This window comes from Xanthobacter pollutisoli (genome assembly GCF_040044995.1).
In the GTDB taxonomy this organism is placed as follows: Bacteria; Pseudomonadota; Alphaproteobacteria; order Rhizobiales; family Xanthobacteraceae; genus Xanthobacter.
Genome location: NZ_JBDZDP010000041.1, coordinates 1 through 15,232, shown reverse-complemented (window position 1 = coordinate 15,232; position 15,232 = coordinate 1). Strand labels below are relative to the sequence as shown.

14 protein-coding genes are annotated in these 15,232 nt (G+C 69.8%); 6 read left to right on the top strand and 8 right to left on the bottom strand.

Translation table 11 applies throughout. From position 1 onward, the window contains the following. Nucleotides 1-131: 131 nt before the first annotated feature. The 3 genes from dxs to ABLE93_RS26060 form a co-directional block, all read right to left on the bottom strand. Nucleotides 132-2,063: a 1-deoxy-D-xylulose-5-phosphate synthase gene (gene dxs / locus ABLE93_RS26070; RefSeq protein ID WP_348842591.1), complete on the bottom strand. Its 1,932-nt coding sequence runs from the start codon at nt 2,061-2,063 to the stop codon at nt 132-134. Between the two features lie 95 nt (nt 2,064-2,158). Further along, nucleotides 2,159-3,058 carry a glycosyltransferase family 2 protein gene (locus ABLE93_RS26065; protein WP_348842590.1) on the bottom strand — a complete coding sequence of 300 codons (900 nt, stop codon included), beginning with the start codon at nt 3,056-3,058 and terminating at the stop codon, nt 2,159-2,161. A 6-nt stretch (nt 3,059-3,064) separates the two neighbouring features. Beyond that, on the bottom strand, nt 3,065-4,375 hold the full coding sequence (locus ABLE93_RS26060) for a glycosyltransferase family 9 protein (RefSeq protein WP_348842589.1): 1,311 nt from the start codon (nt 4,373-4,375) through the stop codon (nt 3,065-3,067). A 213-nt stretch (nt 4,376-4,588) separates the two neighbouring features. Here ABLE93_RS26060 and ABLE93_RS26055 point away from each other — a divergent pair, with 213 nt between their 5' ends. Then, complete coding sequence (locus ABLE93_RS26055) at nt 4,589-5,896, top strand: hypothetical protein (protein ID WP_348842588.1); 1,308 nt, start codon at nt 4,589-4,591, stop codon at nt 5,894-5,896. Beyond that, complete coding sequence (locus ABLE93_RS26050) at nt 5,893-6,483, top strand: protein-S-isoprenylcysteine O-methyltransferase (protein WP_348842587.1); 591 nt, start codon at nt 5,893-5,895, stop codon at nt 6,481-6,483. The genes ABLE93_RS26055 and ABLE93_RS26050 overlap by 4 nt, the downstream gene beginning before the upstream one ends. A gap of 132 nt (nt 6,484-6,615) precedes the next feature. Here ABLE93_RS26050 and ABLE93_RS26045 read toward each other — a convergent pair whose 3' ends face one another. Continuing rightward, nucleotides 6,616-6,891: an exodeoxyribonuclease VII small subunit gene (locus ABLE93_RS26045; protein WP_348842586.1), complete on the bottom strand. Its 276-nt coding sequence runs from the start codon at nt 6,889-6,891 to the stop codon at nt 6,616-6,618. A 131-nt stretch (nt 6,892-7,022) separates the two neighbouring features. On the opposite strand from ABLE93_RS26045, the gene ABLE93_RS26040 reads away from it, so the two are divergent. Together ABLE93_RS26040 and hisG are read left to right on the top strand one after the other, a co-directional pair. After that, nucleotides 7,023-8,180, top strand: a complete 1,158-nt coding sequence (locus tag ABLE93_RS26040; protein ID WP_348842585.1) for an ATP phosphoribosyltransferase regulatory subunit — start codon at nt 7,023-7,025, stop codon at nt 8,178-8,180. Next, nucleotides 8,177-9,154 carry an ATP phosphoribosyltransferase gene (gene hisG / locus ABLE93_RS26035; RefSeq protein WP_348842584.1) on the top strand — a complete coding sequence of 326 codons (978 nt, stop codon included), beginning with the start codon at nt 8,177-8,179 and terminating at the stop codon, nt 9,152-9,154. The genes ABLE93_RS26040 and hisG overlap by 4 nt, the downstream gene beginning before the upstream one ends. 145 nt (nt 9,155-9,299) lie before the next feature. Here hisG and ABLE93_RS26030 read toward each other — a convergent pair whose 3' ends face one another. Then, nucleotides 9,300-9,566: a hypothetical protein gene (locus tag ABLE93_RS26030; protein WP_348842583.1), complete on the bottom strand. Its 267-nt coding sequence runs from the start codon at nt 9,564-9,566 to the stop codon at nt 9,300-9,302. A gap of 203 nt (nt 9,567-9,769) precedes the next feature. On the opposite strand from ABLE93_RS26030, the gene ABLE93_RS26025 reads away from it, so the two are divergent. Next, a complete protein-coding gene (locus ABLE93_RS26025) occupies nt 9,770-10,606 on the top strand; it encodes a sulfite exporter TauE/SafE family protein (protein WP_348842582.1) in 837 nt (278 codons plus the stop codon). 125 nt (nt 10,607-10,731) lie between these two features. Then, nucleotides 10,732-13,362, top strand: a complete 2,631-nt coding sequence (gene pepN / locus ABLE93_RS26020; protein ID WP_348842581.1) for an aminopeptidase N — start codon at nt 10,732-10,734, stop codon at nt 13,360-13,362. Between the two features lie 44 nt (nt 13,363-13,406). On the opposite strand, the gene ABLE93_RS26015 is transcribed toward pepN, so the two are convergent. The 3 genes from ABLE93_RS26015 to ABLE93_RS26005 are packed head-to-tail and all read right to left on the bottom strand — an operon-like array spanning nt 13,407 to nt 15,216. Then, nucleotides 13,407-14,357 (bottom strand): YVTN family beta-propeller repeat protein, encoded by a 951-nt coding sequence (locus ABLE93_RS26015; protein WP_348842580.1) that lies wholly within the window; start codon nt 14,355-14,357, stop codon nt 13,407-13,409. Beyond that, nucleotides 14,354-14,887: an SRPBCC family protein gene (locus ABLE93_RS26010; protein ID WP_348842579.1), complete on the bottom strand. Its 534-nt coding sequence runs from the start codon at nt 14,885-14,887 to the stop codon at nt 14,354-14,356. Before ABLE93_RS26010 ends, ABLE93_RS26015 begins: the two co-directional genes overlap by 4 nt. Continuing rightward, a complete protein-coding gene (locus ABLE93_RS26005) occupies nt 14,884-15,216 on the bottom strand; it encodes a hypothetical protein (protein ID WP_348842578.1) in 333 nt (110 codons plus the stop codon). The genes ABLE93_RS26010 and ABLE93_RS26005 overlap by 4 nt, the downstream gene beginning before the upstream one ends. Nucleotides 15,217-15,232: the final 16 nt, after the last annotated feature.

Sequence of the window (15,232 nt, the reverse complement as noted above, 5' to 3'; positions counted from 1 at the left end):
GGTCTACATGATCCCCGCCGCGGCCTGAGGAGGCAAACGGTGGCCGCACTCGACCACGTGGTGATCAACACCCTGCGGAACATGGATGCGGCCGCCGCAACCTGCGAGGCCCTGGGATTCACCTTGAAGGATCAGCCCGCCCGGTGCAGACCGCGGCCCGCCTTCGCCTTGCCCACCAGACCCTCCGCCTTCGCCACGATGGCGTTGGCGTCGAGGCCGGCCTCGGCCAGTTGGCGGGCCTGGGTGTCGTGGTCGATGTAGATGTCGGGCAGCACCATGGAGCGGACCTTCACCGCGCCGCGGTCGAGCATGCCTTCATCGGTCAGGAGCTGGAGCACCTGGCTGCCGAAGCCGCCGATGGAGCCCTCCTCCACCGTGACGAGCGCGCCATGGCCGCCGGCCAGCCGGAGCGCCAGCTCGGCATCGATGGGCTTGGCGAAGCGGGCGTCGGCGACGGTCACGGCAAATCCCGCCGCCTCCAGCCGCTCGGCGGCTTCGAGGCAGGCGGCGAGCCGCGTGCCCAAGGACAAGAGCGCGATATCCCCCTCCCCCGTGCCGCGGACGATGCGGCCCTTGCCGATGGGGAGGACCTCGCCGTGGTCGGGCCGCTCGACGCCGACGCCCTCGCCGCGCGGGAAGCGCACCGCGCTCGGGCCATCGTCATAGGCCACCGCGGTGGCCATCATGTGCATCAGCTCCGCCTCGTCGGACGGGGACATCAGCACCATGCCGGGCAGGCAGGCCAGATAGGCGATGTCGTAGGCGCCCGCATGGGTCGCGCCGTCGGCGCCCACCAGCCCGGCGCGGTCGACGACGAAGCGCACCGGCAGGCCCTGCAGCGCCACGTCGTGGATCACCTGATCATAGGCCCGCTGGAGGAAGGTGGAGTAGAGCGCGCAGAATGGCTTGAAGCCTTCCGTCGCCAGTCCCGCGGCGAACGTCACCGCGTGCTGCTCGGCGATACCCACGTCGAACGTGCGCTCGGGATAGACCTGTCCGAAGAGGTCAAGCCCCGTGCCGGACGGCATGGCGGCGGTGATGGCGACGATCTTGGGGTCGCGGCGCGCCTCGGAAATGAGGCTCTCGGCGAACACGCGGGTGTAGGACGGGGCGTTGGACTTGGCCTTTACCTGGGCGCCGGTCACCACGTCGAACTTGACCACACCGTGATACTTGTCGGCGCTCGCTTCGGCCGGGGCGTAGCCCTTGCCCTTCTGGGTCACCACATGGACCAGGATCGGCCCGGTCTTGGCGTCGCGCACATTCTTGAGCACCGGCAGCAGGTGGTCGAGATTGTGCCCATCGATGGGGCCCACGTAATAGAAGCCCAGCTCCTCAAAGAGCGTGCCCCCGGTCCAGAAGCCGCGGGCGAATTCCTCGGCCCTCTGGGCGCCACGCTCCACGAACTTCGGCAGGTGCCCGGCGATCTGCTTGCCGATCTCGCGCAGGGAGCGATAGGTCTGCCCCGAGATGAGCCGGGCGAGATAGGCCGACATGGCCCCGGTGGGCGGGGCGATGGACATGTCGTTGTCGTTGAGGATGACGATGAGGCGCGAATCCATGGCGCCGGCATTGTTCATGGCCTCATAGGCCATGCCTGCCGACATGGCGCCGTCGCCAATCACGCACACCACGTTGCGCTCTTCCCCGGCGAGGTCGCGGGCCACCGCCATTCCGAGCCCGGCGGAGATGGAGGTGGAGGAGTGCGCGGCGCCGAAGGGGTCGTACGCGCTCTCCGAGCGCTTGGTAAAGCCGGAGAGGCCGCCACCCATGCGCAAAGTACGGATGCGGTCGCGTCGTCCGGTGAGGATCTTGTGGGGATAGCATTGGTGGCCGACGTCCCAGATCAGCCGGTCATGCGGCGTATTGAAGACGTGGTGCAGGGCCACCGTGAGCTCCACAACGCCGAGGCCCGCGCCCAGATGTCCGCCGGTGACGGAGACGGCGTCGATGGTCTCGGCGCGCAGCTCGGCCGCAAGCTGGGCGAGCTTGTCCTGGGGCAGGCGGCGCACGTCCGAAGGCTCGCGGATGGTATCGAGCAAAGGGGTCTTCTGCAGGGTCACGGACCACTCCGACCGGAACGAACCGGGAAAACGAGCCTTACACACGGGCCCGCTGGTATGCAACGTACAAAGGCGCCGCGCGTGGGAGCCTCGATCTATACGGTCGGCGGAGCATTCCGGCGCACTCCGTCGAGGCAGCCGGCGAACTTTCCGGCACGAATGGCGAGGCGATGGCGATCCAGAAGGACCGCGGCCAGCAGGCATCCCGCGCCCAGAAAGGCCAGCCGTGCGGCACGATTGCGGCTGCGACCGTATTTTTCCACCACGTAGAGTTCGGAGTGCATCTTCGCGCGGTTGATGCGGAAGGTCTGGCCAAAGGAGGGCGTGCTGGAGCGCCCGCCCGCATGCACCACGCGGGCCGCCGTCACCACCACGATGGGGATGCGGCGGGCCGTCGCGCGCAGGGAAAGGTCGTCGTCCTCATGGTAGAGGAATATGGCCTCGTCGAAGCCTCCGAGGGCGAGGAAGGCGTCACGGCCCATCATGAAGGCGGCGCCGTGGACGAAGCGGGTGCAATAGTCGCCGGCGATCTCCTGCGGGGCGAGGCGGGCGCCGCGCGGCACCTTTTCGAGGATCGAGCCTTCCTTGCGCATCAGCCGTCCGCCCTCCCCCACGATGGCGGGCATGAGGATGGCGGGGGCGCCATACCGCGCCACGGCGGCGAGAAGCTGGTCGATGGCGTCGGGCGCCAGCTCGGCGTCCGGGTTCAGGAAGAGCACGTAGGAGGTGTCTGCCCGTCGGGCGCCCACGTTGCAGGCGGTGCCGAAGCCGGCGTTCGCCGGCATGGCGACGAGATCCACCGGCCGCGGCAGATCCGCCACCCAGCCGGTGCCCTCCGGGCTCGCATTGTCCACCACCACCACCGGGCATGCGGGCGGCACGCTGGCGACCGCCCGGGCGATTACCGCGGCGCTGTTGTAGGTGACGAAGACCACGGTGACGGCGGCGCCTGATGGGCTGCCACCGATCGGCTGAGCTGTCGGCTCGGATTGCATGGCGCCTTAGTGCGATGGAACGCCGGCGAACTCAAGGCCGGCCGACGCCAGCGCGGCCAAGGCGTGGTCGCCCGTCAACGTTCGCATGCAGCCATGGTCATGGGGACACTGGGAAAGGTCCGGCAGGAAGCACGGCGCGCAGCTGGCGAAGGCGCTCGCCACGGCAACGCGCGGCCCGGTGGGTGCCCAGGAGGCCATATCGGCGAGTCCCGAAAAGAGCACCGCCGTCGGCCGACCGAGGCGCGCGGCGATATGCGCAGGCGCGGAATCGAGGCCCACCAGCGCCTGCGCCGAGGCGATCACGGCAGTCAATTGCGGCAGGTCCAGCCGGCCGGAGAGTTCAGCGACGCGGTTCGCGTCGAGGTCCTCTGCGAGCGCCGCGCAGAGCCCGCGCTCCTCGGCGCTGCCGACGATCACAAGGCCGCCCGTGCCGCGCGCCAGAAGGGCGGCGGCGAGGGCACGCCAATGCTCCAAGGGCCACCCCTTGATGGCGAGGCGGGCGCCGGGCGCAAGCACCACATAGCCCGCATCGCCCCCCGGCAAGCCCGGAAGGTCCTCCCGGCCTTGCCGGGCGGCGCGGACGAGGGCGGCGTCCTCCTCCTGCGCAGCAGCAAACATCGCGGCGAGCGCCTCGGCCAGCAGCGATAGGCGAACGCCCGCCGGCAGAGGATCGCAACGGCCGCCGGCGCGTACGGACGCTTCCATCTCCGGAAGTGCCAGATCGAGCGCGTGGCGGGTGGACAGGCCGGCGAAGCCGGCGCGGAAACGCACCGGCAGGGCGGCCAGCAGCGCGCGGGCATCGTCGTGGTGGCGCAGGTCGATGGCGATGTCCGCGGGGGGCAGGCGGAGCGCCCGCAGGGCCTCGAGCGCCGCAGCGGTCGCCCGTTCCGGTGGATGGTCGCGCGCTGGGTAGTAAGGAAAGGCGTGGACCGTATCGAACAGCCCGGTGGCGCGCGCGAGATCGCGCGTGAACGGCGCGCAAAGCAGGTCCATTCGAGACTGCGGGAAGGCCCGACGCAGGCGCTCGCAGGCCGGCAGGGCGGTCACGAGATCCCCCACATGATCGAGCTTGACCACCAGCAGGGACGGGCTTCTGCCCAGCGCCGCGAGGCGCGAGACCGGGCCACGCCACAGGCCGGGAGCGAAGGTCGCGTGCATCGGGGGCGACACACCGCCCTCGCCGGAGGTGGCGCAGGAGGCCGGCTCCTCCGCCGACGCAACCGAAGCGGGATCAGATGCCGTCGCCGTCGATCCCGCAGGCACGAGGGTGCGGGAGCGGCCCCTCCAGCCCCGCCACAGGTCGGTAATCCTCGCCATGCCCTCACTCGATACCAGCCGGTGAACGGCCGCGCTTGGCGACTGTCCCACGCCCGCTCCGCTTCCAGCAAGCACGGGATGCCATAACGTCATGCCGGCGACACCCCTCGACAGCGGGAGCCGCCGGATGGGGCCGCCCTTCCGCGCAAACGCCGCCCTCCGCACATTGGGCCCACCTAGCCATACGGGGGCTTCTTCGCTAGAAGGCGCCGCATGCGGGAGGTCCCAGCAACGCGCATCCACCGGCGCCATGTCTTCTTCATCGCCGGCTACGACGCCATGCAGGTGGAGGGGCACCACCGCATCTTCCTGCGCGAAATGAAGCGCTTTGGCTCAGTCTGGCAGGTGGCCACCACGTCGCCCGATGTCGCGCCCGTCTCCACGACCACCGGCGGCTTCTGGCGCATCGCATCCGAGGGACCCAACTGGCGCAGCGAAGCGACGTACGAGATCCTTGCCTGGGATGACCTCGCCCGCGCCGACATGGCCCGTCCCTTCGCGAGCCACCTCAAGGGCTCCGTGAGGGCGCTGGCCGACATGGTCGCGAGCGGCACCATCGCCAATTATTTCCGGACAAGCCGCCGCTACGGCCTATTTTTCCTCTTCACTTACATGCTTCTGGCTTTGTTCTGGGCGCTGGCCGTCGCCGTGGGCGTGGTGGTGGCCGCCTGGACGGCGCCGGCGCTCGGACCGGTCCTCGCCGCCGTGCTGGGGCTGGCGACCATGGTCGCCGCCGGGCTCCTGCTGCTGCGCTGGCCGGGACGGCGGTTCCGGCTGAAACAATCCCTCGATCTCGCAGAGTTCTCCGTGGACTTCGCCCGCGGCCGCCATCCCGAGGTGGATGCGCGGGTCCGCGCCTTCGCCGCGCGGCTCCGGCAGGTGGAAGGCGAGGCGGCGGCGCAGGGCGTGGAGGAGATCATCGTCGCCGGCCACAGCCTCGGCGCCATGCATGCGGTGTGCGCGGTGGCGACCGCGCTGGCGGATGATCCGGGCTTCGGCACGAGGGTGCCTGTGCGTATCCTCACCCTCGGCTCTACCACCGCCAAGTTCGCGCTCCACCCCGCCGGTACCCGCCTGCGGGCGGCTGCGGAGCAGGTGGCGGCAGCAGGCCAGATCGGCTGGCTGGAGCTGCAGTCGCGGGACGACATCGTTTCCTTCTACAAGGTCAATCCCGTCACGCTCGGACCCGCCACCTTCGCCCCCGTGCTGCTGCCGGTCGGGGATTTCACGTTGCGCCCGCTGCTGCGTCACCTGGAGATCCGCAACATGATCTCCGCCCCCATCTATCGCCGCCACTGGTTCGACGTGATGCGCTTGCATTGCCAGTGCTTCTTGGCCGGTGACATCCGCGCGGCCCATGATTTCCATGCCTATGTCTGCGGGCCCCTGTCGTTCGACGTGATCGCAGCCCACGCTAACGGCCTTCGTGCCTACACCAACCCGGACGGAACCCTCCGCGCCCTTGCCTCCGATGCCGAGGGCCACATCCTGCCCCTTCAAAAACCAGCGAGCCGGACATGAGCCTCATCACCTTCGCCAAGATCGCCTGGGCGGTGGGCGTTGTCGCCTGGTACGTCTTGCGCATCCCTTTCCAGCGCAAGGCGAAGAAGCAGAGGGTGGCCGACGCGCGGCACCGCAACGCGCGGGAGATGACACTGCTGTCCATCTCCACGCTGGGCCTCGGCATCATCCCCGCCATCTATGCCGCCACCGCCTTCCCCGCCTTCGCCTCCTACGCGCCGTCGCCGGTGCAGGTGGTCGCGGGGGTGCTGGTGTTCGCCTGCGCCCTCTGGCTGTTCTGGCGCACCCACCGCCAGCTCGGGCGCTACTGGTCGGTCACGCTGGAGATCAAGGACAAGCACCAGCTCATCACCAGTGGCGTCTATGAGAAGGTGCGCCACCCCATGTACTCGGCCTTCTTCCTGTGGGCGCTGGCGCAGGCGATGCTCCTGCCCAATTTCGTGGCCGGCCCGGCCGGGATCGTGGGGTTCGGCATCCTCTTCTTCTTCCGGGTGGGACGGGAGGAACAGATGATGCGGGAGGCCTTCGGCCACGAGTACGATGCCTATGCGGCGCGCACCAAGCGCATCATCCCCGGCATCTATTGAGATTCTTGCCCAGTGGGCGGAACGGATGGGGTAATCCGCCGCGCGGGCGATTCGTTCATGCGGCGTTCGCCGTGCGTGCCTCGTCGGGGCGCAGCGTGTCCCGAAACGGGACGCGTGACGCTGGGGCGATCCTCACCCCTCGGGGTCGAGCGGCGCGGTACCCACGGGGCGGCCGTCGGCGTCGCGGGTGATGGTCTCCACCCGCGCCTCGGCGGCCTTAAGGAGCTTCTCGCAGCGCTGCTTCAGCGCCTCGCCCCGCTCATAGATGGCGATGGATTCCTCCAGCGGCACATTGCCCTTCTCCAGGCTGGCGACGATGGCCTCCAGCTCGGCCAGGGCCTGCTCGAAGCTCAGCGCATCGACGCCGGCCGCGGCCTTGCCGCCCTTCCCTTCGCTCGCGTCCGCCATGGCCGCCTCCGCTGATTCTGTCCGGCCCCACCATAGACGAGGGCCGAGGCGGGCCGAAATCCGACGCGGGGTGGTCGTGGCGCCCCGGCTTTGCTAGAAGCCCGCCAGACTTCACGGAAACCCTGCATCCCATGTTCCCCGCGGCGTCCGCGCCTTTAGAGCCCCGCTCGTCATCCAGCCTGGAGGAGGCGCTGCTCGCCTGCTTCGAGGCGTCCGGCTTCGCGCGCCTCGATCCGCCCATCCTCCAGCCGGCCGACGTGTTTCTCGATCTGTCCGGGGAATCCATCCGCCGCCGCATGTATCTCACGGTGGATGCGGACGGCCGCGAGCTGTGCCTCAGGCCCGACCTCACCATTCCGGTCGCCCGCGCGGTGCTGGCCGCCGGTGGGCAGATGCCGGCGCGGGTGAGCTATCTCGGCCCGGTGTTCCGCTTCCGCGGCGAAGGCTCCGGCGAGTTCCGGCAGGCCGGGGTTGAATCCTTCGGCCGGCCCGACATCGAGGCGGCGGATGCGGAGATCCTCTCCCTCGGCCTGACCGCCTGCGCGCTCTACGGCCTGCCCCAGCCGGAGATCCGGCTCGGCGACGTCGGGTTATTCGCCGCCCTGCTCGATGCCCTTCCCCTCGCCCCCGCTTTGCGCCGGCGCCTGCTGAAGGACTTCGGCCAGAGCCGCCTCGATCTCGACCTCGCCCGCCTGAAGGAACGGCCGCAGGAGGGCGTTTCGGCCCATGCCGGCGTGCTTGCGGCCCTGACGGGCGCGGACCCGGAGGCGGCGCGCGCCCTCATAACCGATCTTCTCTCCATCGCCGGCATCTCCACCGTCGGCGGTCGGAGCGTGTCGGAGATTGCCGAGCGCTTCCTGGAGCAGTCCTCGCTGGAGGCCGGCGGCGGGCTCTCGGCGGAGACCTCGGAGATCCTCACCCGCTACCTCGCGATTTCCGGTACGCCCGACGATGCCTCCAGCCGGCTGCGCGCGCTCGCCGCCGATGCGGGGATCGACCTCTCCGCCGCCCTCGACCTGTTCGACCGACGCACCGGCTTCCTCACCGCCTATGCGGTGAACCTGAGCGACGTGCGCTTCTCCACCGCCTTCGGCCGGCCGCTCGATTACTACAGCGGCATGGTGTTCGAGCTGCACGATCCTTCGCGCCGGGGCGCCGGGCCGCTGGTGGCGGGCGGACGCTACGACCGGCTGCTGTCGCGCCTCGGCTCGGCGGGCTGCGTGCCCGCGGTGGGGCTCGCCGCGTGGGTCGAGCGCCTCGCCGCCGTTGCACCGGAGCGCGCGCGATGACCACACCGCTCATTCTCGCCGTGCCCTCCAAGGGGCGGCTGCAGGACAATGTCCACGCCTTCTTCTCCCGCGCCGGCATGCCGCTGCTGCAGGCCCGCGGCGCCCGCGACTATCGCGGCGCCCTGGGCGGCGTGGAGGGGGTGGAGGTGGCCTATCTCTCCGCCTCCGAAATCGCCGCGGCCCTCGCCTCGGGCGCGGCGCATCTCGGCGTCACCGGCGAGGATCTGGTGCGCGAGAACATCATCGAGGCGGACAGCCGCGTCGCCCTGCTGGAGAAGCTGGGCTTCGGCCATGCCAATGTAGTGGTCGCCGTGCCGCAGGCGTGGATCGACGTGAACTCCATGGACGATCTCGACGACGTGGCCGGCCATTTCCACGGCCGCACCGGCCGGCGGATCCGGGTGGCGACGAAATACGTCAACCTCACCCGCGGCTTCTTCGCCCGCCATGGCATCGTGGACTACCGCATCGTCGAGAGCGCCGGCGCCACCGAGGGCACGCCCGCATCCGGCTCGGCCGAGCTGATCGTGGACATCACCACCACCGGCGCGACGCTGGCTGCCAATGCACTCAAAGTGGTCGAAGACGGGGTGATCCTGAAGTCGGAGGCCAATCTGGTCGCCTCCCTGACCGCCAACTGGAGCCCCGGCGCGCTGGCGGCAGCGCGCGCCATGTTCGATCGGCTGGGGGCCGAGAAGCGGGCGCGGACCATGCGGGAGGTGCGCACACGTTTCGCCAGCTGCGACGCCTCCCTCGTGGACGAGGCCATTGCCGCCTATCGCGTGGTTGCGCCCTTCGGCGGGCCGACCTCTTCCGGCATGCTGACCCTGCACTGCCCGCCGGACACGCTGCACGGCCTCGCCACCTTCCTGCGCCTGCGGGGCGCCAGCATGGTGACGGTGGGCCCCATTGAATACGTCTTCGCCGCCGACAACCCGCTGTTCGAGGCGCTGGAAGCGCGGCTGGGGTCCTGACCCCCGGCCGGCGTCGGGCGCCGGCCGGATCTCGGGTCCTTTCTTTTGACGTCCGGCGCGCGGCGCGTCGGGCGGCTGGTTCACATGGAGCGACCTAAGCGCCGCGTGACGTCACTTCCTTGACGACACCTGGACGGATCAGCCCTCAGTCGTTGCCGATGCCGCGGTCGCCCTGGGCGAGAAACAGGGCATCCTGCTGGGAAATCACCCGCTGGGCCGACGGCTCGCGCAGATTGGCGAAGGCGCCGGCGCGCTCCTGGATGTTGGCATAGCCCAGCGGCTGCTGGTGACGCACGGCAGCCTGCTCGGCAGCGGCATCCGCCGCGTTGCGCGAAGGCTCGTCGGCAGCGAAGGCCGAGCCGGTGGCGATGAGGGTGGCGAGCGCGATGGCGCCAAAAGTCAGATTGCGCATGTTGATCTCCTTATTATCCAGCGGCGCAATGCCGTTTGATGAAGGTGGAGCTATTCACGCCCCCCGCCCTGGATAAGAGCCGGCTCGGGAAACAATGCTTCCCAATTCGTGGACAATCTTGCGAACCTTTGCGGGACAGGCGCTTGCGGCCTATTCCCTCGCGCCTTGGCCGGTGCGATGCTCCCCTTGGGGGGACCATTTCCATGCCAATTCAATCGGAAGCGCCGTCGCGGCGCGTACGCCTCTTCTCCGCGTTTGGGGCGGGGGCCGGCATCGGCGGAATCGGGGGGCTGATCGGCCTCGGCGGCGCCGAAATCCGGCTGCCCGTACTTCTCGCGCTCGGGTATGAGGCGCTGCCGGCCATCATCATGAACCGCGTGCTCAGCCTCGTGGTGGTGGTGTTCGCGCTGCCGTCGCGCGCGTCCACAATCCCCTTCGCTGACGTCGCTGCCCACTGGCCGGTCATTACGACGCTCCTCTCCGGCAGCCTCATCGGCGCCTGGACGGGCGCGACATACGCCACGCGCTTCGCCTCGCGCACCCTGTTCCGCACCATCTCGGTGATGCTCGTGGTCACGGCGGTGATGCTGGCACTCGGCGACGACCGGGACCTGCATCACATGCCCATCGACGGCACGGTGCGCGTGGTGGTGGGGGTAGTCGCAGGCTTCGGCATCGGATTGACGGTGGCGCTGATGGGAGTCTCCGGCGGCGAACTGCTGGTGCCGACGCTGGTGCTGCTGTTCGGCCTGCCGGTGAAGCTCGCCGGCAGCGTCGCCCTTGCCATCAGCCTTCCCACCCTCCTCGTCGGCTTCGCGCGCTTCGGGCGCGACAACACACTCGGCGTCGTGCAGGCAAATCTCAGCTTCCTTGCCCTGATGGCGGCGGCCTCCATGCTCGGCGCCTTCCTCGGCGGTCAGCTCCTGGGCGTGGTGCCGGCTTCGGCCCTTTTGCCGCTGCTCGGGCTCGTCCTCCTCGGATCGGCATGGAAGATCTGGCGGCACGGCGCGCAGCAGCCGGCAGGGGGACCCCACGCCTGACGGAATCAGGCGCGGCGCCGGGCGCCGGCGCTTTCCTCCGCCGCAATCGCGCTCTACTCTTTGCGTCGATCATTCCCTTTGCGACACGCCGGCGCCCATGCCGCCCGGTGCAAGGAGCCTCCCCCATGCGCGACGCCGAGCCGAAGGCCATCCACCTGTCCGACTATCGCCCGCCGGACTGGCTGGTGGACAAGGTGGACCTCGACTTCTCGCTCCATCCCTCCCAGACCCGCGTGACCGCCAAGCTCGCCCTGCGCCGCAACCCGGCCGGCGAAGCCGACGCGCCCGTGGTGCTGGAGGGCGACGGCCTCACCCTCGTGCGCCTCGCCATCGACGGCACCCCGGTGGCTGGTCCGAGCTTCGAGGCGCGGCCCGACCGGCTCACGCTGGCCCATCCGCCGGCCGATGCCTTCGAGCTGGAGATCGAGACGCTGGTGGATCCCACCGCCAACACCCAGCTCATGGGGCTCTACCGCACCTCCCGCAACTACTGCACCCAGTGCGAACCGGAAGGCTTCCGCCGCATCACTTATTATCCCGACCGCCCGGACGTGCTGTCGGTCTTCACCACCCGCATCGAGGCGGACAAGGAAGAGGCGCCCATCCTGCTCGGCAACGGCAACCTGGTGGAGAGCGGCGACATACCGGGCACCTCGCGGCACTATGCGGTGTGGCACGATCCGTGGCGCAAGCCCTCCTACCTCTTTGCCCTCGTGGGCGGCCGGCTCGCGCGGGTGGGCGACAGCTTCGTCACCGCGTCGGGCCGCACGGTCGAGCTCGGCATCTTCGTGGAGGAGGGCAAGGAGGCCCGCGCCGGCTACGCCATGGACGCGCTGAAGCGTTCCATGCGGTGGGACGAGGAGGCCTTCGGCCGCGAGTATGACCTCGACGTGTTCAACATCGTCGCGGTGTCCGACTTCAACATGGGGGCCATGGAGAACAAGGGTCTCAACGTTTTCAACGACAAATACGTGCTGGCGAGCCCCGAGACCGCAACCGATGCGGATTATTCCGGCATCGAGGGCGTCATTGCCCACGAATACTTCCACAACTGGACCGGCAACCGCATCACCTGCCGAGACTGGTTCCAATTGTGCCTCAAGGAGGGCCTCACGGTCTTCCGCGACCAGGAATTCTCCTCCGACCAGCGCTCGCGCCCGGTGAAGCGCATCGCCGACGTCCGGGCGCTGAAGGCGGCCCAGTTCACCGAGGACCAGGGCCCGCTCGCGCATCCCGTGCGGCCTGAAACCTATCGTGAGATCAACAACTTCTACACCGCCACCGTCTATGAGAAGGGCTCCGAGGTGGTGCGCATGCTGAAGACCCTGCTCGGCGATGCCGGGTTCAGGGCGGGCATGGACCTCTATTTCGAGCGCCACGACGGCGAGGCCGCCACCATCGAGGATTTCCTCGCCGCCTTCGCCGATGCCACCGGGCGCGACCTCTCCCAGTTCGCGCTCTGGTATTCCCAGTCGGGGACGCCGCTTCTCACCGTTTCGGGCGCCTGGGACGAAGCCGCCGGCACCTATCGGCTGGACGTGGCGCAGTCCGTGCCGCCGACGCCGGGCCAGCCCGTCAAGAAGCCCATGCTCATTCCCCTCGCCCTCGGGCTCGTGGGGCCGGACGGGCAGGACATGCCCCTCTCCCTCGGCAACGTGCCGGTGGAGAACGGCGTGGTCGAGGTGAGCGAGCCGCAGCAGAGCTTCCTCTTCACTGGGCTCGACGCGCGCCCGGTGCCGTCCCTCAACCGCGGCTTCTCGGCGCCGGTCAATCTGGCGAGCGACCTCACCGAGGCCGACCGCGTGTTCCTCGCCGCTCATGACGCCGACCCGTTCAACCGCTTCGACGCCCTTCAGCGCATCGCCCTCGAGATGCTGAAGACCGGGGCGCGCTCGGGCACGCTGCCCGCGCCCGACGCGCTCATCACCGCGGCAGGTGCCATCCTCGCCGATCCGGCCCTCGATCCGGCCTTCAAGGCGCAGGCGCTCGCCCTGCCCAGCGAGGGCGAGGTATCCCGCGAACTCGCAAGCGACGTGGACCCGGATGCGGTGTTCGCGGCCCGCAAGGGCCTGCGTCTCGCCGTGGGCACCGCCCTCGCCGAGGGCTTCGCCACGACCTACGCGGACATGGCGGCGACCGGCCCCTTCTCCCCGGATGCCGCTTCGGCCGGGCGGCGGGCACTGCGCAACCTCGCGCTGGACTATCTCGCCGTCGGCGGGGAGGCCGAAGGCATCGCCCGCGCCCGGGACCAGTTCGAGCTGGCGGACAACATGACGGACCGCATCACCGCCCTCGCCGTGCTCGCGCAGCACGAGGTGCCGGAGCGCGAGGCCGCCTTTGCGTCCTTCTACGCGCGGTTCGAGCGCGATCCGTTGGTGATCGACAAGTGGTTCACCCTTCAGGCTCAGATCCCTGCGCCCGACACCCTCGACCGTGTGAAGGACCTGATGCTGCATCCGGCCTTCTCCCTCGCCAATCCCAACCGGGTGCGCGCTCTCGTCGGCGCGTTCGCGGCGGCGAACCCGACCCAGTTCAACCGGGCGGACGGCGCGGGCCACGACTTCGTCACCGACGTGGTGCTCACGCTGGACGGCAAGAACTCGCAGGTGGCGGCGCGCCTCCTCGCCTCGTTCAAGACCTTCCGCCAGCTGGAGCCCGGCCGCCGCGCCAATGCCGAGCGCGCCCTGCGCAAGGTAGCAGAGACCCCAGGGCTTTCCCCCGACGTGGCCGACATCGCCACCCGCTCGCTCGGCTGAAGCCGCCACGGCGGCGATCAGGCATCGCCGCCGCCAGCACGCGCCTATGGCCCGAGCACCATCATGCGCGGGCCGTCGCAGACGTCGATGCGTGTCGCGAGCGCGCGGGTTTCAAGATCGACCACCGCCACGCGGTTGGCGAACCATTCGGCCACATAGGCCCGCCCACCGGAGCGGTCGGCCACCACGCCCTCGGGCGAGCCGCCCAGGCGCACCTTGGCCAGGGTCTCTTTGCCGTCCGGATCCAGCAGATGAAGAGCTTCGGCCTGCTGGTCGCTCACCAGCAGCAGGCGTCGGCCGGGCACAAAGGCGACGCCATAGGGCATGCGCATTCCGCCGATGCGCGTGACGCTCCCGTCGGCCTTGCCGATCAACGCCACATCGCCGCTGCGCACGTCGGCGACCGCCACCACCGTGGCGTCCCCCTCGGCATCGAGGGCGTAGGGCGCCGTACCGACGGCGACGCGGGCGATGCGGGTGAAGGTGGCGAGGTCGATGATGCTGACCGCATCGTCCTCCCGGTCGGCGCTGTAGAGCCGGCGGGCGCGCGGATCGGTGGCGAGGGCGGCCGGCGCCCGTCCCACCCCCACGACGCCTGTCGGCTCAAGCGAGACTGGATCGAGCCGGGTGATGCGGTCCGCCGACCAGTCGCCCACATATATGGCGCCGCTCGCCGGGTCCGCCGCCACGCCGAAGGGCTGGCCTCCGAGCCGGACCGTTCCCGCCACCTGCCGCCTCGCCGCGTCGATGCGAGTGAGGAGGCCTGCGTCAGGATGGGTCACATAGGCGCTCATACCGTCCGGCGCTAAGGCGATGCCCGCGGGCCCTTTCGCGACGGCGATGCGATGGGTCACCGCAGACGCATCGGTGTCGATCACGTCCACCTCGGCGCCCGCTTGGCAGACCACGTAGAGCGCCGCCGCCTGCCCCTCCCCTGCCCCCGCGAGAACAATGACAAGGAGGAGAGCAGCCAGGGCATTCCGGTGGAGGGTCACCGGCCCTCCGCCTTCGTCTTGAGGCCCTGCAGGCCCGCCTCGAAATAGGCGGTCATGGCGGCGATCGCGGCCTCGTCGTTGAGCTCATCCGGCGGGAAGTTTCCGGTGTCGCCCCGATAAAAGCGGGCGGCCCACGTCACCTCGCTCTTGCCGCCGCCAGCGTCGGCCACGGTGAGGGTCGCGGTGTAGAAGCTCACCGGCAGGGCCTCCACATTCTCCTTGTTCAGCCGCCAGCCCAGGCTGCGGGCGGCTGCATCGTATTCGTCGAGCCCGTCGGTGATCTCGCCCTTCTCCAGCACCAGCACACGTTCTGCGCCGGGGGCATTGCCACCGGTGGCGGTGACCGCCTTCACCCAGGGGTGCCACGCGCCGATGCCCGCGAAGTTTCCGGCCAGCGCCCACACCGCATCCGGCGCCGCGGCGATCGTCGCGCGCACCTCGGCCTTCTGCGGGGTCGGCCCATGAGCGAGGGCGGGCAGCACCAGAAACCCGAGGGCGGCGAGGGCGGTCACGGTGTGGCGCAGGATCATGGGCGCGAGGTCCTTCTCAGAATGGACGGCCGGCGCCGGACGCCGACGGCCTGGGCGGCGAGGAAGCCGGCGAGCAGCAGCAAAGCGAGACCGGCGGGAACGGGGGCGATGTCCAGCTCACTCGCCACCGGCCGGGGACGGGCATTCGCGGCGAGCGCCGCGAGCAATGCGGGGAGGTCGGAGAGCGGCACATAGGCGAGGCCGGCCCGCGTAGCGAGGGGAGTGTCAGGAATTTCGTGTGGGGGCGGCGGGTTGAAGATCAGGCCGCCATGGCCTTTGTGAAGCGCTCGCCGAAGATGACGGCGAACTGCGCCTTTGCCATCGCCCATTCACGAGGCGCCATCT

Excerpts from the sequence above, each read along its gene's own strand:
- ABLE93_RS26055 (WP_348842588.1), top strand. The coding sequence starts at position 4,589 with ATGCGGGAGGTCCCAGCAACGCGCATCCACCGGCGCCATGTCTTCTTC.
- ABLE93_RS26040 (WP_348842585.1), top strand. The coding sequence starts at position 7,023 with ATGTTCCCCGCGGCGTCCGCGCCTTTAGAGCCCCGCTCGTCATCCAGC.
- ABLE93_RS26005 (WP_348842578.1), bottom strand. The coding sequence starts at position 15,216 with ATGGGCGATGGCAAAGGCGCAGTTCGCCGTCATCTTCGGCGAGCGCTT.
- ABLE93_RS26065 (WP_348842590.1), bottom strand. The coding sequence starts at position 3,058 with ATGCAATCCGAGCCGACAGCTCAGCCGATCGGTGGCAGCCCATCAGGC.
- ABLE93_RS26030 (WP_348842583.1), bottom strand. The coding sequence starts at position 9,566 with ATGCGCAATCTGACTTTTGGCGCCATCGCGCTCGCCACCCTCATCGCC.
- ABLE93_RS26045 (WP_348842586.1), bottom strand. The coding sequence starts at position 6,891 with ATGGCGGACGCGAGCGAAGGGAAGGGCGGCAAGGCCGCGGCCGGCGTC.
- ABLE93_RS26060 (WP_348842589.1), bottom strand. The coding sequence starts at position 4,375 with ATGGCGAGGATTACCGACCTGTGGCGGGGCTGGAGGGGCCGCTCCCGC.
- pepN (WP_348842581.1), top strand. The coding sequence starts at position 10,732 with ATGCGCGACGCCGAGCCGAAGGCCATCCACCTGTCCGACTATCGCCCG.
- hisG (WP_348842584.1), top strand. The coding sequence starts at position 8,177 with ATGACCACACCGCTCATTCTCGCCGTGCCCTCCAAGGGGCGGCTGCAG.
- ABLE93_RS26010 (WP_348842579.1), bottom strand. The coding sequence starts at position 14,887 with ATGATCCTGCGCCACACCGTGACCGCCCTCGCCGCCCTCGGGTTTCTG.
- ABLE93_RS26025 (WP_348842582.1), top strand. The coding sequence starts at position 9,770 with ATGCCAATTCAATCGGAAGCGCCGTCGCGGCGCGTACGCCTCTTCTCC.
- ABLE93_RS26050 (WP_348842587.1), top strand. The coding sequence starts at position 5,893 with ATGAGCCTCATCACCTTCGCCAAGATCGCCTGGGCGGTGGGCGTTGTC.